Below are 22,665 nucleotides of genomic sequence, written 5' to 3' on the forward strand. Positions count from 1 at the left end.
AAATTGAATATAATAAAAAGAGGTGAACCGCTTAGCGATTCACCTCTTTTTCTATTCTCAATATCTTATCCAATGTCTTTTGAGCTTCTGTCGATGGGAAACGTAGAACAACTTTCTGCAACGAACTACGTGCTTTCTCATACCGGGTAGTAAATAACTTCGATAATCCGTCCCGATAGCGGGCATACTGCATTTTAGTGGGAGAAGGAAGTTTCTTGTAATCCATTTCTAACTTTTTCTTCTCCTGCTCTGCTATCAAATAATAATAGTTTCCTAAAAAGATATTAGCAGCCAGATTATCCGCATCCAGTTGCAATATTTTTTCGTACATACGCAAAGCATCTTTTTCTTGTCCGCGACACACTTGCATTTCTGCACATGTTTCCAAACAATCTACATTATTTGGGTCCTTTTGCAGCAACTCTTTGTAAAACAAATAAGCTTTGTCGTAATTTCGTTTCTTTTTATAGGCGAGAGCTAATTCGGTAGCCAGTTTGAAGCTAATTTCACTATTTTTGTCCACATTCGTCCAATAATACATTTCCGTACGGTCTATATTCAGAGGAATAGTCTGCCGGAAATAGCTCACAGCCTGTCCATTCTGCCCAGCCTCAATGGCGGCAGATACTTTCTGCAACATCTCATCAACCGACTGTGCATTCAGCGCCAGCGGCAGTGAGAATAAAGATAAAAGAAAAATAGTTAAGGTCCTCATAATCTATCTGATTGCTATTTAGTTCGTGATTCACAAAGATACAACAAAAAAATAAAAAATGTACCTTTGCGGACGAAAAGAACAATCAATTTGATAAAAGTGTTTCTATAAAATGATAGATAAAAAACAATCCTCCGAAAACAGACGAATATTACGGATAGCCATACCATCGATTATATCAAATATCACCGTCCCGCTACTGGGACTTATCGATGTTACCATCGTAGGACACCTCGGTTCTCCGGCCTACATTGGAGCCATCGCTGTAGGGGGAATGTTGTTCAATATTATCTATTGGATTTTCGGATTCCTGCGTATGGGGACGAGTGGCATGACCTCACAAGCATATGGTCAGCATGATCTAAATGAAATCACCCGGTTACTGTTACGTTCCGTTGGCGTAGGATTATTTATAGCTCTTTGCCTGTTGATACTCCAATACCCTATCCTAAAATTGGCATTCACTCTGATACAAACCACACCGGAAGTCGAGCAACTGGCAACTACTTATTTCTATATCTGTATCTGGGGAGCTCCCGCCACATTAGGACTTTATGGATTCGCCGGTTGGTTTATCGGAATGCAGAATTCACGTTTTCCCATGTATATCGCTATTACTCAGAATATTGTCAATATTGTAGCCAGCCTATCCTTTGTCTACTTACTGGATATGAAAGTGGCAGGAGTGGCAACAGGAACTTTAATCGCACAATATGCAGGTTTCTTCATGGCCATATTGCTATATATGCGCTATTATAGTGCACTAAAAAAGCGAATCGTATGGAAAGAAATTATACAGAAACAAGCCATGTACCGTTTCTTCCAAGTCAACCGAGACATTTTCTTCCGTACCCTTTGCTTGGTTGCGGTCACCCTATTTTTCACCTCTGCAGGAGCCGCCCAAGGAGAAATTGTATTAGCCGTAAACACCTTACTCATGCAACTATTCACTCTGTTTTCCTACATCATGGACGGATTTGCTTATGCCGGTGAAGCATTGGCCGGCCGTTATATAGGCGCCAAGAATCAAACAGCCTTACGCAACACAGTACATCACCTTTTCTATTGGGGATTGGGTCTTTCATTAATATTCACCATCCTTTATGCAATCGGCGGAAAAGAATTTCTGGGATTGCTAACCAATGACACTTCAGTAATCAACGCTTCAGACACTTATTTTTACTGGGCACTTATCATTCCGCTAGCTGGTTTTTCTGCTTTCCTGTGGGATGGAGTATTTATTGGTGCCACCGCTACCCGTCAGATGCTTTACTCCATGTTAGTCGCCTCCGCCAGCTTCTTCGGAGTATATTACGCTTTCCATCCTCTTCTGGGAAATCACGCCCTGTGGCTGGCTTTTCTCATTTATCTTTCCCTGCGAGGAATTGTACAAACCTTTTTGGGAAGGCAAATAATGAAAAAAGTAATCGCATCCCGGTGAGGCTATCCGATAAATTATCTCTATATTTGCGGCAAACAATAAAAAGCAAAAGGTATGGCAAAGTATAAAAGAATCTTACTAAAGCTCAGTGGAGAGAGCTTGATGGGCGAAAAGCAATATGGCATTGACGAAAAAAGACTGGCAGAATATGCTCAACAAATCAAAGAAATCCACGAACAAGGGGTACAGATTGGTATCGTCATCGGAGGAGGCAACATATTCCGCGGATTAAGCGGAGCCAATAAAGGTTTTGACCGTGTGAAGGGGGACCAAATGGGGATGTTGGCTACCGTTATCAATAGCCTCGCTCTAAGTTCTGCTCTTGTAGCTACCGGTGTAAAAGCACGTGTATTGACCGCAGTACGGATGGAACCTATCGGTGAATTCTACAGTAAATGGAAGGCCATCGAATGTATGGAAAACGGTGAAGTGGTTATCATGTCTGCAGGAACGGGAAATCCTTTCTTTACTACAGATACCGGTTCTTCACTAAGAGGAATAGAAATCGAAGCAGACGTTATGCTGAAAGGTACTCGCGTAGATGGCATTTACACAGCTGATCCTGAAAAAGATCCTACCGCAACCAAATTCGATGACATTACGTATGATGAAGTATTGAAACGTGGTCTGAAAGTTATGGATTTAACTGCGACCTGTATGTGCAAAGAAAATAATCTGCCTATCGTCGTATTTGATATGGACACAGTAGGTAACTTAAAGAAAGTAATCAGCGGAGAAGAGATAGGTACGTTAGTACACAATTAATCAGAAAATAAAAAGTGCGAATTTTGCTGTATAGCTTTGATAAAAACTACTATTGCAAAATTCGCACTTTGTCTTTCTTTTCAAATACTATATCAAAACGAATACCTATTTATCAAAATATTGAATCAAATCATACGCATTAAAATTCAATTCGCGGGCAAAGAAAGATAAATAAGGAAACAACTGATAAGAATTATCATAAAGACCCTTATTGGCAGGTTTCGACGAATTATCCGTACCATCATCATCCTGATATTTAAACCAATGCCATCCGATACAATTCTTAGCTTCAAGCAATCCTAATGTAAAATGCTGATAAGCATAAGCCCTCTCATTTTGTGTAGGAACAGAATATCCGGCTCCCGACTGGTTATTCAGATCGGAATCCTCCACCCCTTTCGTATAAAACTCACTTACAAGAAACGGCTTATCCGCCCAACTTGCCCAGTCTGCAATCGCTGTTGTCAGTTCAGGATTCCAACGACTATAATAGTTGATAGAAATGACATCACAATATTTTCCGGCAGCTCTCATCACTCCCTCCATATATTTAGGAGTTCCATGCAATCGAGTCCCCAGATAAAGCAGCTTATCATCTACTTTCATCACTGCCTCCTTCACTGCTTTATAATATTTCTCTGCTACGATACCTGCAAACTCATTATTCAAGGCATCCGTCACACTTTGTGTACCCTTGGAATCCATAAAGGCTTTTGCTGCAACATAAGCCGGGTCATTCGAACTGTTAATAGCCAGGAAACGATCCAAAATCCGGGAACTGTTTGAAGAGAAGTTTATCTCATTATCCGAGAAGAAACCCAATACATTTGGATCACGCAGATAATCTGCGAAAGCACTACCTGCCAAATATGATTCACACCATTCAGCCCATCCATTATAAAACACAAAGCCTGCAGCATTATCATCACTTCCTCCGGGATAATTATAAGATTTCGCACTCTTAAACTGACTTAGAAAAGCAAAGGAAGGTGCCAAAGTCAACGGACTGCTCGGATTGGAAGCATTATGAGTCTGAATCAACGAGTACGTTCCTGTACAGAATGCACCTGTACCATGAAAACCGATCTCACTCAATTCACGTTGAGTGGTGGACAACCACTTCTCATCAGTTCCAAACCTATTATTCCAAGCTGTTTTATTACGACTGGAAGTCCCCTTACGCAAAGAAGTCGCACTACGTTCCAGATGCAGATAACCTTCCGGATCAACCAACCACCAACGCCCGTCTATCTTCTTCGTATAAAACCTGCCCGTAGCTGCTTGTTTCGGAAGCGTTGTCGAACTTCCATACTTATTCACCGACTCCTGATATGCTTTCAATGTCTTAATAGCCGGTTTATATCCATCCATATAAGCAATAATACGTGTATTCCCCGTTGTCCAACTGGATATGGGAGGATAGGCACTGGAATACTTGACACTGATAGGACGATACATATTGGTATTTAATGACGGAGCATATACCACAGAAGCTCCGGGAACGGGCAAATCTTCCGGGTATTCCGACTCCACATCTCCCTCACCCATCACTATATCAGGAGGCATAAAATTAGGGTCCTTATCATCATCATCCGTACAAGAAACCATAGGAATAGAACTTATAAACAGTAAAGCTCCCAGTATAAATATTTTTTTCATGGTATGTATTTTATTGATTGTTATTTGATTGTTGATCGAACCAGTCGGCCAAACGATAGGCATTGATATTCAATTCTTTCATAGCATCGGCCAACGGTTTATAAAGATTGTATTCATTATCTATCAGTCCCTTGTTAGAGTCCAGATTCGAAGGATCTGCCCCTTTTGCCGTCGGATCATTATCCTGATAACGAAACCAGTGCCATCCGACACAATTTCCACTTTCCAATAATCCTAAAACAAAATGCTGATAGGCATATCCACGTTCCTGTTGAGTTTGAACGGTAAAACCTGCTCCTGTCGTATTCGCCAGTCCGGAATCCATTCCTTTCGTATAAAATTCCGTAATGATGAAAGGTTTTTGAGCCCATTCTCCCCAATGCTTCATGGTCTTCTCACTCGGCGTCCACGCTCCATAGTAGTTAATTGCAACGACATCACAATACCTGCCTGCCGCTTCCACAATCTGGCGGATAAACTTCGGTTTTCCATGTAAACGACTGCCTAGATAGAGATGATTGGGATCATACTTCCGAATCGCTTCCGATACCACTTTATAATATCGTTCAGCTACCACCCCCGCAAACTCCTCCCGGTGCTCATCGGTTATTTGCTGCAAAGTAATTCCCTGTTTTTTCAACCAGGATTCCGCATACACTCTTCCCGGATCACCAGGGTTCTGTAAAGTCAGATAGCCTTCCAGATTCTTGGGTCCGAACGGAAGTTCATTATCCGAGAAATAACCAATGATGTTTTTATCCATTTTATTTGCAACCAGTTTTTGCACCATCTCATCACAATAAGTTTCGAATTCCGGGTCAAAAACGAAAATACACTGATTAGGATATCCCGTGTTACCAGGTAACTGATAAGTTCCTCCCCGTTTCTTACCATATCCGCTCATCAAGTTAAGAATGATTGAGCGGGTCAAGACCTCCTTGTGGGATGCATTGTAAGAAGCAATCGCCTCTTCGTTACTCCAAGAGCCCGCACCAGAAAAGCCCAGTGAATGAATCAACTGTGCCGTCCCTTCGATCCATTTTTCTTCCGTACCGAATTTATCCAGCATGGCTTGTTTATTGCGTTCAGAGGTACCCAAACGTACTCCAACCACCACTTTTTGTAAATGCCGATATCCATCGGGATCAATCATCCACCAACGATTTCCAATACGTTCCACTCTAAAAAATCCAGTAGCCCGGTGCCTCGGAGCATCCAAATCACTTCCATACTCATTTACATGCACTTTATCAGTAGCTTTAAAACCATCCAGTTGAGCAATGGTACGGGTATCATACTCCTTCCATGGAAGATCTTTCTGTCCTTTCACCCATGGACGGGCAGTGACCTTAAATGCGTGCCCCTGTCCATAGCCCAACTGGGACAACAGCAGTAAAAACAATATAACTATACTATTTTTCATGTTCTAATATTCTTTTACGATTCGTATTGCATTTAAAATAGGCACAGACTCCACCGCTCCAAAACGAATGACAAGCCCTTTTCCCTTTGAAACCGGAACAATATATTTTTTAATGACCGCACGTTCGGAACCGTATTCTTCTGCAATATTCATTTGCCCGGCGACAGATACCCCATTTATATCCACAGAAAATACCCGGTTTGCATACTCCTCTTTCACCACATCATTTCCTAAATTATACACCAAAGCCTCTCTTTTATTTTCGGAAGTAAGTTCCGTCCAATACAAATATACAGCATAGACACCATCCGGCACATCCGCTTTAAAGGCCTCAATACCTACCCGTTGCGTCTGAAAGATAGGATCCTGATCCGTTCCCAGTATATCAGTGTCGCTGGCAGGCAAAGAACCGTAACGAGTCTTATTCGGAGCCACTTTTCCGCCAATATATCCCCATGAGCCTTTTTCATAAGCCTGTTCGGGTATCCAGCACAGTTCTGCTGTCCGGTCCTCGAAATAGCGTTGAGCACCCAATAATACATTGACTTCCGTAAAGCCGCTCTTCACATTGACACATTGGAAATTGCAAACATACTGGTCACGATATTCGCGTCCCTCTTTTTCAATTACAGCATCTACCACATTCTCTCCGTTGACAAAAGGAATATCCACAGAAACGACCTTATCCGATACCGGATATACTCCCAAACTCTTTCCATTTAAAAAGACTTCCACCTTATCTGCATTGGTATACACCTTCAAAGGTTGCGTACAGCTCTTTCCATCCCGACTGGCTCCCGCCCTATTCTTCCATGACTTAGAAGCAATGTGCAGGACAGGCGACTCTTTCAGATAAGCCTGATAAAGATAATATCCATCTTTACGTTCTCTATCCGTACTTACCACCCCTTTATTGTTCACATGAGGCATGGCGTTTCTTCTGGCTTCAGAATAAAAATCATTCAAGTTCCAAACCATAGCTCCCACGATATAATCCCTCTTTAGAATTTCAGGCAAGTAATGTTCGTGGTAGATGGAACCAAATTCACAACTAAAGTCAAACCGCATCGGCGAAAAAGAGTGAATACGAGTATCCACATCCGCCCCGTATTCGGTAATGAGCAACGGTTTGTAAGGAAACTCCCTGTGAAGTTCTTCCAGTTTCTCTTCAAATCCACTCAAGCTACCACCATACCATCCATTATAAAGATTAAAACCCAATAACATCGGTAATTCTGTAATTCCCGCTTCCTGATAGATTTGAGAAGTAGAATGACAAGGCAACATGGTATAGCGTTCCGAATCCAGACTTCTGATCTGCGCCTCAACCGCCGAAGCTATTTGATGAAGGAATGTCATGTAGTCCGCCCGCTCCTTCTTATTTTCGGGGTTAAAAGGAGGACGCAAAAGCACTTCATTCATATAAGCCCAAATGATAACAGACGGATAATTATAGTTCTGACAAACCATTTCTGTCACCTGTTCCACGCAATTATCCATAAATGCCTTACTTTGAGTGATGGCATTCACTACCGGAATTTCAACTGAAGTCAATAGTCCTAACTTATCACACATTTGCATCACAACCGGATCTTGCGGATAATGAGCCACTCGCAGGAAATTACTTCCCATATCCTTGCTCAACTGTACATCCCGGATATGCATTTCATCCCGCAAAGCATTTCCCATTCCTTTGTAATCCTGATGCCGACTGGTACCAATCAATTTCCGATATTTCCCATTCAAGAAAAAACCTTTCTCCGCATCAAAATGATATTCACGAATTCCCAACGGATTGACAACACAATCGAGCACCTCCTCTTTTTTATTCTTCAGACGACTATACACCTTATATATATAAGGAGAGTCCACATCCCAACGTTTAGGCTGCGTAATAGTCATGAGCGATTCAAAAGCTACATTCTTTTCTTCCGCCTTCACATTTACTTTCTTTTGTGAAAGCGCTACTCTGTTACCATCTGCATCCAAAATCTCCGTTTCAAGAATCAATGATTGATTACTCTTCAAAGCATTGGACAAGAATGTCTTCACTGAAATATTTGCTTGCAAATCCGTAATCTTCGATGCTTTGAGATACACACCACTAGAAGCGTAATGAGTAGCAGACAGTTGCACAGGAGAAGTATACACCAGATAAACATCCCGATAGATTCCCCCGAAGAAAGTAAAGTCCGCTGAAAGAGGAGCAATATCCGGATTATGCGAGTTGTCAACACTCACAGCTATCAGATTGCGTCCGGCATGAACATAATCAGTCACGTCAAACGTAAAAGCGGAATAACCACCTTTATGATTTCCAACAAACGTTCCATTCACAAACACATTCGTTTCCTGATTGGCCCCCTCAAAACTAAGATAGACTCTTTGTTCGGGGATCAGTTCCTCCACTGTCACCAGTTTCCTGTACCAGCCTTTTCCCCGGAAATAACCGGGAATTTCATCCTCTGCATCTTTTGCATTCCACGTATGAGGAATGGAAACATCAGTCCAACCGGAAATATCAAAGTCAGCAGTGGACGCATCTCCCTCAAAGAGGGAGAACTTCCAACCGTCATTAATCGTTTGCGTCACACGCTGACTATAAACCGTGCCGGTCATAACCAGTAACAAACAGGCTAAAATTGTTTTTTGATATACCTTATACATACCTAATACCATTATTTCGAAATTGAACGGACTGCACGAACAAATCTTTTACCGTCTTTTTTAGCATTCGATTTATCCCAGGCAAGCGGTTTTCCAAAACGTACATAAAATGCGCTTGTACCGCTCGACGTTTCGCGACTAGCCCAATAAGAATCTCCGGTAGCAGATGCTGCTCCCGTATTCATGATAGTTCCTCCTGCACCAGTAATCACTTGATCCCAAGCTGTACGGTTTGCTTTCTCAAAATCAGTAATTGCATCCGGGTTATTCTCCGTTGCATCTGCCACTGCAGTCCCATTATAAGTTTCAAACATCTGTTCCAAATCCGTTCTCGTAGGCCAATACCATCCGGAACCTTTATCCATACAATATTTAAGAGCGGGCATTTCTGCTGCATTCGGCAATGCTGCCAACGCAGTAGTATTTGCCAAGCCATTGTCATTGGATAAAGTTAAACCGGTAGAAGCCGGAGAGCTTGCCGTAGACCATGCCAGATTCTCTCTGTCCAATGACATAATCTTAGCCTTACCACGATTAGTGCCATCTACCCAGAACACAATGCCTCCTTTTAACGAACCATTATCCGCAATCACCTGTCCCACCGCAAACTCGGAACTTAAGAGCCCTCTTTGTGTAATAGTAACTTCTTGCTTAGGTGCATTCGCTCCGCTTCCGGCTATTACCGTAGCAGTCGTTATCCGGTTAGAACTATTCAAATTAGGAGATAATGTCCAGAAATAAAGAGTTTTACTTGTTACATCAACATACGCTTTCACCCAAGACTCATCAGTTATATTTACTGTAAATTCTGTTTCATCAGAAATCATCGTTATTCCTTCTGATTTCGTCACAGCATCAGGAGTAATAGTCACGGTATTTGTACTTAACTCGAGAGAAGCGCCTCCTTCAGCCGCAACATTCTGATTCACCGTTACCTCCACCGACTTAGCGGCTGTGCCAGTACCGGCTGTAACCGTAGCAATAGTCGTACGAACATCGCCAGTGGTATTTTTAGATTTTGCCTTGAACGTAACTGTTGTGCCCGAAATAATATACGAAAGCCAGGAATCATTTGCCAAAACCACACTAAATACCGTTTTATTGGATGTCAATGTCACATTTGCTTCCGCTTCATTAGCTCCTTCCAATGTCACAGGATTCGGATTAACCGTCAATGTTGCCGGTTCTTCAGGATAAGTATAATCACCGATTGTACGCATACATCTCACAAAACGGTTAGTAGCAGTCTTATTTCCTGCATCAGCTCCCGATTTACCGAAACGTACCCAATAAGCCTGATTACCCGCTGCGTTTTCCGTACTCGACCAATAGCTTTCGCCATTGCCCGAACCGGCAGCCTCGTTCATCACATCACCTTGTAAATCAGTCAACATCTTATCAAATGCAGCACGTGCCGCCTTCTCTACTTCCGTCAGTTTATCAGGTACGGCTGAAATAAAATCCGGATCAGCATGTCCAACACCATTATAGGCATCAAACAATTCCCATAATTCATCACGGGCAGGCAGATACCATCCGTCACCCAACGACTGGCAATATGCTACCGCATCATTTGCCGACGGAGAAGTGAACAAGGCAGAATTAGCATATCCGTTGACGGTGGAAAGTGCATTATGAGACATCACAGAAGCCTCGAAAGGATTCCCTCCCTGACGCTTCACTGAAACCGCTTTTCCTACCATATTATCCGAAGGATCTACCCAGAAAATCATACCGATACCCTCATCCACACTTTGTCCTATCTTCAAAGAAAGATCCGGTTCTTTAGAATCCTGGGTAACCGTCACCTCCACTGTATATGAGCCGCAAGTCAGTTTCACAACAGTCGTTCTTGCATCTTCACCGTCATTTTGTGCCAAGGCCGTGTAGACAACACTTTTAGAACTTACATCTACAGAAAGCCACTCCGCTTCATACTGTGCAACAACCTGACCGACATTAGTATATAACAGCGACGTAACAGAAGAACCCGCCGCTTTCGCCAAATTTACTTTTGTATCTTTACAATTAAATTCAGGCATCACGCGTACCGATGCATCATCGACACAGGAAAGCAATCCCAGATTTAAAATCAATAAGAAGTATATTATTTTTTTCATATTCATTCATGTTTTACAGATAATCAATCGCTTAATACCAGTTCTCATTCTGTGGGAAATTCTCTTTCCCCATCAAGTCAATCTGTTCCTGTGGAATAGGCCAACATTCGTGCTTTCCAACCACAAAACTGGTACGGCATTCCGCATAGTCTTTATCCAGATAAGGGTTTTCAGCCTTCGTCTCGCCATAATGCGCTTTCACTCTTTCGCCCAAGAGTCCCAAACGTTTCAACAAAGGCCAGCGAACGCCTTCAAAATTCAACTCACGGGCATATTCATCCAAAAGTATATCCTGTGTCAGAGGACCTGCAAATTTATCATTTCCCGCACGTTCCCATGTTTTATTGTAACAGCGCAAAGCATCTGTACTCATACCTCCGTCACGACGCATATATGCCTCTGCCGCCATTAAGTAAGTTTCTGCCAGTCGATAGACAATCAGATCCTTGAAACCCGTTGTCCGGTCCGGATTATCAGCCGTCGTCCATTGGTCAAAGTATTTTTTCGACATAAAATGCAGTGTTTCACAATAGCTGGAACTCTGTGTTAGAGGAATCAATTCTCCATATTTAGGAGAAGTCGGGTCATTGTATTTAAAGCGGTGAACAAACAACTCATTATATCGCGTATCTTTTGCCTGATCGTACAGACTCAACAGATAGGTATTCGGATAAATACGTCCCCAACCATATCCACCCTGATCGGCTGTATTGATACAACCCGAAATTTTATTGATCCGGGTAGTGGTTTGAATAGAGATACGATGTCCGGCAACCGGAGTTCCGGAACCACCTCCACCCAAGTTTTGTGAATATTGGAAACTCCATAACACTTCCGGAGATTTCAAATCTGCCCCATTAAATACATTCTCGGCTTTCTTTTCCATCGAGTAGATGCCTTCCTGCTTAAAGATATCCTCACATTCCTCAATGGCTGTATCCCAATCCGACTCCCACATGGCAACCTGCGCACGGACATGTTTGGCAGTAGCTTTTGTTACCCGTCCATACAATACATTTCCATTATTTTGAGAAAGCGACCAGTCCAGCCCTTTCATGGCATCGTCCAAGTCAGTTGTAATCAGTGTCATCAGTTCTGCGTGAGAAGCCGGTTTGTATTCCCGTTTCAGATTGTCGACAGTGGTCGGGGTGATATTCAGATAAAGACGGTCAAAGCGTTTCCAGAGTTCAAAATAGCTCCGTCCTCTGAAGAATTTCGCTTCACTCCATGCATGGAGCACATCGCTGTCGTCCAGCCCCAAGGCTTCTGCGGCTACAATAATTTCATTTGCTTTTCCAATAATACCATAGTGATGTTTCCAGAACTTATTGACATCCCCAGTACTTGGAGTAAAGCTCGTATTCAAACGTCCGATTGAAGTAGAAACACCTGCTCTAAGTATCGCAATATCCGTATTAAAGTCACACATAGTAACGATGTACAGATTGGATTCATTATTATCCGCTCCACCCGGCAATTCACGTGCCAGAGAGTACAGACCTGTGACAGCTGTATTCAACCCTTCGGGAGTAGTGAACAGATAATTGTTCGTCACGTCTGTCTTTGATTCCAGATTTAATAAATCCGAGCAGGAAGCGGTCAACATTCCGCAGATGACAAAGGCTGTATATATTAACTTTTTCATAAGGATTCTTTATTTTAGAATGAAACATTGACACCAAATACATATTGTTTGGACTCCGGATAAGACCCGGGAGTCAGTTCGGGACTATAAGACTTAAACTCCGTAAATGTCAGCAAATTAGTAGCAGTTGCATACAGACGCAATTTATGAATCGGAGTATTCTTCAATAGTCTGGCCGGGAAAGTATATCCCAATTGTAAGGTGCGTAAACGGATATAAGATGCATCCTGAATAGCGATGGCACTCAAATAAGAAGGGTCTGCACTATAAGAAGGACGCGGGAATTTGTTCGACGGATTGAACGGAGTCCAGTAATCCACCTTCACTCCATTCAGTTTTCCGCGCAAAGAACCTCCGGAATTATAGTCATACAAATAACTATTCTTTATCTTTCTGCCGGAAACTCCATACCAATCCATGAACAAGTCAAATCCTTTCCAGTTCCATGTGGAAGAAAGAGAGACGGTAAATTTCGGATCTTTCCGGATAGGCACTCTGTCATCTGCCGTGATCTTTCCATCTCCATTGTTATCACGCACTTTAACCATACCCGGTTCAATAGCGCCGCCGTAATCAATCGGGCTGTCGGCTACACCGTCATTGTTACTGTCATAGGTGTTTTTCAGCGTATATACCAGATTCCCCGTACCGTCACGAGTGATATCAAAATCATCATACTGAAAAATTCCGTCTACCAGATAATCATAATATACATTAATCGGTTCTCCGATAATCCACCCCTGTGCTACCTGACTGGCGGGTTTACCATTTTCATCGAGCGTATCGTCAATACGGACAATTTCATTCTTATACATACTGAAATTGGTTCCAAGCGACCAGGTAAACTCTTTCGTACGTATCACATCACCATTTAAAGAAAGATCGATACCACTGGATTTCGTCTTTCCCAGATTATCCAGCATAGTGGTATATCCAAGTGATGCATTCAAAGAGCGTTCCACCAATAGATCTTTCGTATGCGTATTGTAATATTCCACCGTACCATTCAGACGACCATTAAAGAAACTAAAATCAACACCTAAATTAGCCGTTGCAGACTGTTCCCATTTCAAGTTCGGGTTAGAAAGCTCCTTACCCGGCAAATATCCCATCTGGAAAGTATCTCCAAACTCATATCCTTTATTATCTGCGAGTCCCAAAGTCGTATAATTGCCGATACCGTTCTGATTACCAACAATACCATAACTGACACGCAGTTTGAGATTATCAATCCACGACACATCTTTTAGGAAATTCTCCTGATTTACACGCCAGGCAAAAGCAGCCGACGGGAATGTACCCCATTTATTTTCTTTTCCGAAACGGCTGGAACCGTCGCGACGAACAGCCACATTCAACAGATAACGGTCTAAAAGCGAATACTGTGCACGAGCCATGAACGACACCAGATTATTTTCATTAAACTGACGACGGGGCTTGCCTGTAAACTCACCTTGAGAAATGAAATTCCAGTCTTTATCTACCGGAAGATTCTCTACTGAATAGCCGATAGACTTCGAGCCATTATGGTCGACAGACTGCACACCGGTCAACGTCAACTGATGTTTCTTATTGCGGATAGGCACTTTATAAGTCACAATATTCTCAACCAGCCAGTTCTGCGTACGTGATTCGTCGAGCACAGCTGTTCCTCCGCCTCCCGGATATTGGGAATCTTTATAGGAGCCGTCTTCAGATGTCTGATTATAAACGGAAGTATTCAGACGATAATTGAATCCCTTGAAAGGCTTCACATCCATAAAAAAGTTCAGGCGGTAATTATCGCGAGAGACTTCACGTCCGTAATGTTGGGCACGGTACAAAGGATTATAATTTCCTTCCGAGTTGATATACTTTGTATACTTGCCATCCGCATCATATATTTCCGCCAATGGGGAACTGGTAATAAAATCATTAAAGTTACCATCCTCACGATCTTGTTTAGTCATCGCATAAGAAGAATTGATACCAAAACTAATCCACTTTGATATTTCAAAGTCCAGATTCAACCTTAAAGAAAACTTCTGGTATCCCGATCCGGTAACCACCATTCCCTGTTGGTCAAAATAGTTGGCACCTGCCGATACTTTGATTTTCTCTGTTCCTCCACGTACACTGACATCATGATTATGGTAAATTGCATTTCTGAACATTTCTTTTTCCCAGTCGATAAACTTTCCGCTGGCCCATACCCGCTGCATAACCTCATCTTCCAATGCCTCGGCTATCGAAATCTCACGTGCATCAATAATTCCCTTATCATGTGCCTTCGCTTCACGACGAAGCTGCATATATTCTTCGGGAGAATAAAAATCAAAATTTCTCCATAGGGACTGGATACCCAGATAACCATTATAACTGACTTCCACCTTTCCGGCTTTACCGCGTTTGGTAGTAACCAGTACCACACCGTCACTGGCACGTGCTCCATAAATAGCCTGCGACGCAGCATCCTTCAGAATTTCAACCGACTCAATATCGTCCGCACTCAACGTGCTAAACTCCGTTGCACTGGAAGGAGAACCATCTATGATATATAAAGGAGCATTGTCCGCACTGATAGAACGGGAACCGCGAATGGTGATCGAAGGAGTCGATCCCGGACGTCCCGAACTGCTCGTTACATTCACACCTGCGGCACGTCCACGCAACATATCAGCCACATTGCCGGCGGGAAATGTCTTCATTTCATCCGCTTTGACCGAGGCTACCGAAGTTGCCACATCACTCTTACGCTGAACTCCATAACCGACAACGACCAATTCATCGAGCATTTTCGACTCTTCTACCATATCCACATTCAATACCGTTTTCGTACCGACACGTATCTTCTGTTCCTTATATCCTATACAAGAGAAAACAAGGGTAGATTTTGCAGATACACTGATTGAATATTTTCCATTTACATCCGTCACTGTACCGTTAGTAGTCCCCTCCTCCATAATATTAGCTCCGGGGATTGGTCCAAGTGCGTCTGTCACAACTCCAGAAACTCTGACGTTTTGAGCACTAACCTCTAAAGAGATAAGAAAGGCTGTCAGGAACACAGCCCATTTAATTACGATGTTTTTCATACTATGTAATAATTTGAATGATTACAGCGCAAAAATCCAAATAATTAGTGATTTCGAATAATAGAATCGTCCGTATAAAAGTTCAAATAGTACAATTCTCGCTAAGAGAGAAACACATAAAACGCTATATATTAACAATTTGCGTGTTTTCTTCGATAAGCAGCCGGAGTAATATCATAAGCATTCTTAAAGCACCGGATAAAATAACTTGGATTAGAAAAGCCGTAATCAAATGCTATATCAGCAATCAGGGCATTGGGATCATTGATTAATTTTTCTGTTGCCTTTTTCAGTCTCAAAGATAAAATAAAGTCATTCGGGGTCTGTCCGGTCAATGCTTTCAGTTTAGTGAAAAGCAACGTTCTGCTCATGCACATCTCCCGTGCAAAAGTGGCTACGTCAAAGTCTGCGTTATCAATATAAGATTCCACAATCGCCGTAGCATCCATCAGCATCTTTTTATCGATCGGATTAAATGGAAGATCTTCCACTTTAGGTTCATCATTCCGGGCAAACCGCTGCTGGAGCAGTTTACGAGTCTGGATGATATTATTGCAACGGGCCACCAATATCTTGATATTGAAAGGTTTGGAGATATAATCATCCGCTCCCGTCTGCAAGCCCTCTAAGGTATGCTCTTCCCGGTTGCGGGCAGTCAGCAATACCACAGGAATATGACTGGTCTGCAAATTGCTTTTCAACTTCTCGCACATCTCCAGGCCGGACATGACTGGCATCATAATATCACTCACAATCATCTGTGGTTGTAGTGAAGAAGCCTGCTCCAATCCTTCCTGCCCGTCGGCAGCCGTATATACATCATATATCTGTTCAAAAATCTGTGCCAACACCTTACGCATCTCCGGATTATCCTCCACAATCAGTATTTTCACCGTTTTATCCGGCTTCACCATTTCCGAGATTTCTTGAGGCTCTATTACATAATGTTCGGCAACGCGTTCATCTGCAGAGGAAGATGCTTCCACATTCACATTTGCATCCCGGTGAAGAGTAACGATAAAAGACGTTATTCCATTCGGCTCACTTTCCACTCCGATAGTTCCCTGATGCAATTCCACAATACCTTTTGCCATTGCCAGCCCGATACCCGATCCTTTGACAGTCCGTGTAGTTGTTGCCGAATCATCCTGCCAAAACCGTTCAAATACATGTTTGATCTTGGACTTTTCAATACCGACACCCAAATTGTTGACTGAAATCACAATGTCATTCTCTCCTTCCGCTGCCAATTCTACAGAAATCCAGTCACCGGGCTTCGTATATTTAAAAGCGTTGGACAATAGATTATAGAACACTTTCTCTATCTGCGTCTTGTCAATATACAAATCCGCTTCTTTCAAAGTGGAAGAAAAACGGAGATCGATCTTATTCAGCTGCGCATAGCTATAGAAAGAACAACAAATCTCCTCTATCACCGCAACAATATTCTCTTTGGAAATTTTCAATTTCAGATATCCCTGATCCTGCTTACGGATATCAATCACCTCATCCACCAGATTATTCATCCGGCGGGAGTTCTTATAAATCTCCAAAATCTTATTATACACCTCGGGGATCATGTCTTTATGCATCAGGAGCATCTCAAGCTGACTGGATATAAGCGTTAACGGAGTACGGAACTCATGCGATACATTGGTAAAGAAACGTAGTTTGGACTGGTTCACATTTTCGATATACTCTTTTTCCCGTTTCTCGGCCAATAGAGAATGTTGCAAGGTTTTCCGTATCCAGAACATACGGATAATATAGCCTGCAATAAGAATACCTGCCAATATCATCAGCAAAATAAACCATGCCCGTTGATAAACGGGAGCCTCCACTATCAGCTCAAAACTGGCAGAAGGTGCTTCCTGATCGTGAATGCGCAACTGGTCGCCACGAACATGAAAAGTATAACGCCCCGGATGAAGATTGGTATAAGTAACCATCGTATTATCTCCCGCCTTCATATATTCGTTATCAAATCCTTCAAGTTTATATTCCAGACCGATGTTGGAAATATTATTCAGGGTATTACTCGCTATCTCAAAAGTGACGGAAGAATACCTGGGCGGCAATACTAATTGATGTTCATACAATACCGTTTCCTTGATAAGTCCCAACGAATCAAGGGGTTGAATTTCCGTATTATCCACAAGCACGCGTTTTACGAACACATTATACTCCACAGACTGCTTGTTCAGTTTCTCCTGGGCTATGGAAACGATGCCTGCCAGTCCACAGACATAAATATCGTGGTCGGACGCAATGTACAGCCCTCCGTCATTCACGTTATTCAAGGGAAAATCACTCTGCCTGTTATAGTTCTCGAATGTGGTAGTGGCTAGATTGAATTTAGAGAAACCGCCATTCGTTGCCACATAAATGGAACCGTCCAGCGGACTCTCTACCAATCCGGTGATAAATCCATTCTCCAGTCCCTGCTTCGCTCCGTATCCTACAAAGATATCTTTCTTCTTATCGAACAGATAAATTCCCGATCCCGTAGATCCCAGCCATATACGTCCTTTTCTATCACATAAAATGTGATTAATGTGGTGCTGCGCCGTGCTCTGCGCTATTTGAGAGAAAGGATAACTATGGGAAATGCCTGCTTTCAAATTGACCCGTATCAGATCAAAAGAAGTGGTCAGCCACAAATCCCCTTCTTTATCGAACGTCATATCCCAAACCTGCGACAAATGTCTGGAAGCTAAAGAAGGATGTTCGAAATGATGCAACCGGAGATGTTTTTTATCCAATACAAGCAGCCCACCCTTGGCGGCTATCAATAAGGAATCGTGACCGGAAAACTCTATCATTTTTACCAGATTATAGGCCCTGTCAACTGTTTTTCCTTCCGGAGTATCGATATTTTCCGAAATAGATTCTATATGTCCGGTCGACAGATTAATCCGGTTGATGCCCTGATAAAGCGAAGCTACCCAAAGATAATCCGGTTCTTTCTCATAATACAGAGACTTCACAATCTTAAAAGACAGCTCTTGAGCATATAAATGTTTAAGCGGGAAAAAACGTTTGGCATGTTTATCATAATAGTTCAATCCGCTTCCTTCACTTGCAAACCAGATCCGCCCGGAACGGTCTTCGGCAATGGAACTGATGATATAGGAATTCAAATGCCCGCCAACAGCCGTAGACGAACGGTAAAAGTGATAAGCATCATTCGCTACATTATAATATTGTATTCCCTGATAGAAAGTGCCCAGCCATAAAGTTCCCGAAGTGTCGTAATGCATCGAAATGATGGAACGTATATCGGCTGCCTCCACATTCAAGTCATATTCATAATCCGTAAACTCTCCGGTAGAGAGATTTAAAGTCTGCAAACCGGCGTAAGTTCCGATATACAGAAGACTATCATTGGCTTGTGTCACATGACGCACATTATCATGGTTGATCGTATGATCAGCCACCTTATTATATCTGTAATGAGTAAGCTCCCCATTTGCCTCCAATCGGGTAAGTCCCCGGTTTCTGGTAGCTATCCAGATGCTCCCGTTTCTGTCTTCCGTAATTGAGTTGACAGCCCCCACATCAATATGACGGGTGATATGAGCAGCCTGATCGATACAATAAATACCCTTGGAAGAAGTACCCACCACCACGGTCTGATTCTGACGAACCATTAGACTGTTCATCAATACATCCCCTCCATCCGAAGGAAATGAAAAGAATAATTCGGGCGCTTGGTCGAAGCCACGATAACGATAGATTTCTTTTCCGGTAGCTATCCATAACGCGTCGTGCGCATAGCAGATTCCTGCCACTTCTCCTTCACGCAGCACTTTAAAACGGTTCAAACGCATGTCATAAATAGTCACGCTCTGCAAACTACGGATAAAAAGCAATCCTTCCCTGTTTCCGCAAACCTGCCGGATATTATTTATATTGATTGAATAGGGATTCGCGTTATCCGGTTTGAAGACTTCAAATTTACGACCGTCAAAGCGATTCAGTCCGTCTTGAGTACCAATCCATAAAAATCCGAATTCATCCTGATAGAAACAATTGACCGTTTGATGCGAAAGTCCTTGCCTTACATCTTTAAAACGCATATTGATATCCTTCGTCACATTTGCCATGCAACAAAGTACCGATATAAACAGGCAGTAAATAACAAGAAAGTTAGCTTTGGTCATCAGTGTTTTTCGATAATTCGGATGCAATATTCGAGAAAATCCAAGATATATGCAAGCATTTATTCAAAAAACTGTCTGGCTACTACCTGTTAATTATCCCCCGGACTGCATATAACTAATCCCCCGATCGAATAAAATTAATCGTCTGACAGTTGATTCTTTTTCGTCTGACAGTTGTCAGACGAAAGTTCAACAGTAGTCAGACGCAAGTTCAACAACTGTCAGACGATTAATTTTATGCATAAACAAGATTAGTTCCCTCTTTACTAAGAAATAGTTTTTAGCATACGAAAGATTAAATTATACTATCAACCGCCTAAACACTTGTTTATCATTGGTGAACTGCGTACTTTTGCACGCCAATAAAAAATAGAACAATGACCCCAAAAACCAAAGGTTTTATCTATGGAGTGATTGCCGCTGCCAGCTACGGTATGAATCCTCTTTTTGCACTTCCGCTCTATGCAGCCGGAATGAGTGTCGATACCGTTTTATTCTACCGTTATTTCTTCGCCGCAATCGTACTGGGTATTCTGATGAAAATGCAGCATCAATCCTTTGCGCTTCACAAGGCAGACGTTTTGCCCTTAGTCATTATGGGATTGCTATTCTCTTTTTCATCACTGCTTTTGTTTATGAGCTATAATTATATGGATGCCGGAATAGCTTCTACCATTCTCTTTGTCTACCCGGTGATGGTAGCTGTCATTATGGGGATATTCTTCAAAGAAAAGATTTCCGCAATTACCGTCTTTTCCATCCTGCTGGCGCTTTCAGGTATCGCCTTGCTCTATCAGGGAGATGGAAACAAACCGCTGTCGACTTTGGGAATCATCTTTGTTCTGTTGTCCTCACTCTCTTATGCTATATATATAGTAGGCGTGAACCGTTCGACACTGAAAAACCTGCCGACCACCAAGCTTACATTTTACGCCATTTTGTTCGGACTATCGGTTTATATCGTCCGTTTAAATTTTTGTACGGAGCTACAAATAATACCGTCAGTCTGGCTCTGGGCCGACGTACTGACACTAGCCATTCTGCCGACTGCCGTATCACTGATCTGTACCGCACTCGCCATCCATTACATAGGCTCTACTCCAACAGCCATACTGGGTGCCCTGGAACCGGTGACAGCTCTATTTTTCGGTGTTCTCCTGTTTCACGAAAAACTGACTCCCCGGTTAATGGCAGGTATTTTAATGATTATCACCGCTGTTACCTTGATTATCATCGGTAAGTCACTCATAAAAAAGATGGGAATGCTGTTGCAGATGAACAAAAAATAATATACTTTTGCTACTTAATCAATCAAAATGCAATTTTAAATCTCAAAAAATATGGTAGACGTAAAGACTTGCCTTGACAATGCACAAGAAAAAATGGACATGGCCATCATGTATCTGGAAGAAGCACTGGCACATATCCGCGCAGGAAAAGCGAGTGCCCGCTTATTAGATGGTATCCGCGTAGATTCTTACGGAAGTATGGTACCTATCAGCAATGTAGCAGCAATTACTACTCCGGACGCCCGCAGTATCGTAATCAAGCCGTGGGATAAAAGCATGTTCCGTGTTATCGAAAAAGCAATCATCGACTCTGACCTCGGTATCATGCCCGAAAACAATGGTGAAATGATCCGTATCGGTATTCCTCCTTTGACGGAAGAACGTCGTAAACAACTGGCAAAACAGTGTAAAGGAGAAGGTGAAACAGCTAAAGTAAGTGTACGTAACGCTCGTCGTGACGGTATCGACGCACTGAAGAAAGCTGTAAAAGACGGACTGGCAGAAGACGAACAGAAGAATGCGGAAGCCAAACTGCAAAAAATCCATGATAAGTATATCAAGCAAATCGATGATATGCTGGCTGAAAAGGATAAAGAAATTATGACTGTTTAAATTGAAAATTGAGAATTAAAAATTGAGAAATAAAGTGCGGCATACTACATGTCACAGTTCATTCTAATTTTTTAATTCTCAATTCTCAACCTCAATTTATGAAGGGATTAGTAATCAAAAACACGGGTAGTTGGTATCAGGTGAAAACCGATGACGGACAATCTATCGAATGTAAAATCAAGGGTAATTTCCGACTGAAAGGGATTCGCAGCACCAATCCTGTCGCAGTGGGCGATCGTGTTCAGATTATACTTAATCAGGAAGGAACTGCTTTTATCAGCGAGATCGAAGACAGGAAAAACTATATCATCCGCCGTTCTTCCAATCTTTCCAAACAATCCCACATCCTTGCCGCCAATCTCGACCAGTGTATGTTGGTAGCAACCGTCAACTACCCCGAAACTTCCACTATTTTCATTGACCGCTTTCTTGCATCCGCAGAAGCTTATCGCGTTCCCGTCAAACTAGTATTCAACAAGGTAGATGCTTACGACGAGGATGAACTCCGCTATCTGGACGCACTTATCAACCTATATACACAGATCGGTTACCCTTGTTTCAAGGTTTCTGCAAAAAACGGTAATGGGGTGGACGAAATAAAAAAGGCATTGGAAGGCAAGATCACTTTATTCTCCGGACATTCGGGAGTCGGCAAATCGACTCTTATCAATTCCATACTGCCGGGCATAGAAGCCAAGACCGGCGAGATTTCTTCTTACCATAACAAAGGTATGCACACCACTACTTTCTCCGAAATGTTCCCCGTGGAGGGAAATGGCTACATTATCGACACTCCGGGCATCAAGGGGTTCGGCACATTCGATATGGAAGAAGAGGAAATCGGGCATTATTTTCCCGAAATATTCAAGACTTCCGCCGACTGCAAATATGGCAACTGCACTCACCGTCATGAACCCGGATGTGCCGTACGCAAGGCCGTAGAAGAACACCTTATCAGCGAATCGCGCTATACCTCTTATTTAAATATGCTGGAGGATAAAGAGGAAGGCAAATATCGGGCTGCTTACTGATTAACTCTTTTTTACCCTTTCTTTCTTTAAACCTTTCCCGACGGGGGAAGTCTAATCTCTA

General features: G+C 42.5%; 13 protein-coding genes. 5 read left to right on the plus strand and 8 right to left on the minus strand.

The window, feature by feature from the left end; genetic code table 11:
- Positions 1-31 precede the first annotated feature (31 nt).
- Positions 32-715 carry a lipopolysaccharide assembly protein LapB gene (locus NXV01_RS00495; RefSeq protein WP_259021522.1) on the minus strand — a complete coding sequence of 228 codons (684 nt, stop codon included), beginning with the start codon at positions 713-715 and terminating at the stop codon, positions 32-34.
- A gap of 112 nt (positions 716-827) precedes the next feature.
- Here NXV01_RS00495 and NXV01_RS00500 point away from each other — a divergent pair, with 112 nt between their 5' ends.
- Together NXV01_RS00500 and pyrH are read left to right on the plus strand one after the other, a co-directional pair.
- Positions 828-2,156 (plus strand): MATE family efflux transporter, encoded by a 1,329-nt coding sequence (locus NXV01_RS00500; protein ID WP_195358527.1) that lies wholly within the window; start codon positions 828-830, stop codon positions 2,154-2,156.
- Positions 2,157-2,210: 54 nt separating this feature from the next.
- Positions 2,211-2,921 (plus strand): UMP kinase, encoded by a 711-nt coding sequence (gene pyrH, locus NXV01_RS00505; RefSeq protein WP_004306551.1) that lies wholly within the window; start codon positions 2,211-2,213, stop codon positions 2,919-2,921.
- Between the two features lie 105 nt (positions 2,922-3,026).
- Here pyrH and NXV01_RS00510 read toward each other — a convergent pair whose 3' ends face one another.
- The 7 genes from NXV01_RS00510 to NXV01_RS00540 all read right to left on the minus strand — a co-directional run bounded on the left by NXV01_RS00510 (position 3,027) and on the right by NXV01_RS00540 (position 19,672).
- A complete protein-coding gene (locus NXV01_RS00510; RefSeq protein ID WP_195649162.1) occupies positions 3,027-4,580 on the minus strand; it encodes a hypothetical protein in 1,554 nt (517 codons plus the stop codon).
- Between the two features lie 10 nt (positions 4,581-4,590).
- Positions 4,591-6,003 carry an agarase gene (locus tag NXV01_RS00515; protein WP_259021523.1) on the minus strand — a complete coding sequence of 471 codons (1,413 nt, stop codon included), beginning with the start codon at positions 6,001-6,003 and terminating at the stop codon, positions 4,591-4,593.
- A gap of 3 nt (positions 6,004-6,006) precedes the next feature.
- On the minus strand, positions 6,007-8,670 hold the full coding sequence (locus NXV01_RS00520) for a glycoside hydrolase family 2 TIM barrel-domain containing protein (RefSeq protein WP_259021524.1): 2,664 nt from the start codon (positions 8,668-8,670) through the stop codon (positions 6,007-6,009).
- Between the two features lie 11 nt (positions 8,671-8,681).
- Positions 8,682-10,796: a BACON domain-containing protein gene (locus NXV01_RS00525; RefSeq protein ID WP_259021525.1), complete on the minus strand. Its 2,115-nt coding sequence runs from the start codon at positions 10,794-10,796 to the stop codon at positions 8,682-8,684.
- Between the two features lie 25 nt (positions 10,797-10,821).
- Positions 10,822-12,435, minus strand: a complete 1,614-nt coding sequence (locus NXV01_RS00530) for a RagB/SusD family nutrient uptake outer membrane protein (RefSeq protein ID WP_148365276.1) — start codon at positions 12,433-12,435, stop codon at positions 10,822-10,824.
- A 14-nt stretch (positions 12,436-12,449) separates the two neighbouring features.
- Positions 12,450-15,509 carry a TonB-dependent receptor gene (locus NXV01_RS00535; protein ID WP_259021527.1) on the minus strand — a complete coding sequence of 1,020 codons (3,060 nt, stop codon included), beginning with the start codon at positions 15,507-15,509 and terminating at the stop codon, positions 12,450-12,452.
- A 131-nt stretch (positions 15,510-15,640) separates the two neighbouring features.
- Positions 15,641-19,672, minus strand: coding sequence for a response regulator (locus NXV01_RS00540; RefSeq protein WP_259021528.1), 4,032 nt, complete (start codon positions 19,670-19,672; stop codon positions 15,641-15,643).
- Positions 19,673-20,049: 377 nt separating this feature from the next.
- Here NXV01_RS00540 and NXV01_RS00545 point away from each other — a divergent pair, with 377 nt between their 5' ends.
- The 3 genes from NXV01_RS00545 to rsgA all read left to right on the plus strand — a co-directional run bounded on the left by NXV01_RS00545 (position 20,050) and on the right by rsgA (position 22,604).
- Positions 20,050-20,961 carry a DMT family transporter gene (locus tag NXV01_RS00545; protein ID WP_259021529.1) on the plus strand — a complete coding sequence of 304 codons (912 nt, stop codon included), beginning with the start codon at positions 20,050-20,052 and terminating at the stop codon, positions 20,959-20,961.
- Positions 20,962-21,012: 51 nt separating this feature from the next.
- The gene (frr, locus tag NXV01_RS00550; protein ID WP_004299198.1) at positions 21,013-21,573 is read left to right on the plus strand and encodes a ribosome recycling factor; all 561 of its coding nucleotides are present in this window, start codon (positions 21,013-21,015) and stop codon (positions 21,571-21,573) included.
- 98 nt (positions 21,574-21,671) lie between these two features.
- Entirely contained in the window at positions 21,672-22,604 is a 933-nt protein-coding gene (gene rsgA / locus NXV01_RS00555) for a ribosome small subunit-dependent GTPase A (RefSeq protein WP_148365280.1), read from the plus strand.
- The last annotated feature ends 61 nt before the right edge of the window (positions 22,605-22,665 follow it).

The organism is Bacteroides sp. BFG-606 (assembly GCF_024788145.1).
In the GTDB taxonomy this organism is placed as follows: Bacteria; Bacteroidota; Bacteroidia; order Bacteroidales; family Bacteroidaceae; genus Bacteroides; species Bacteroides vicugnae.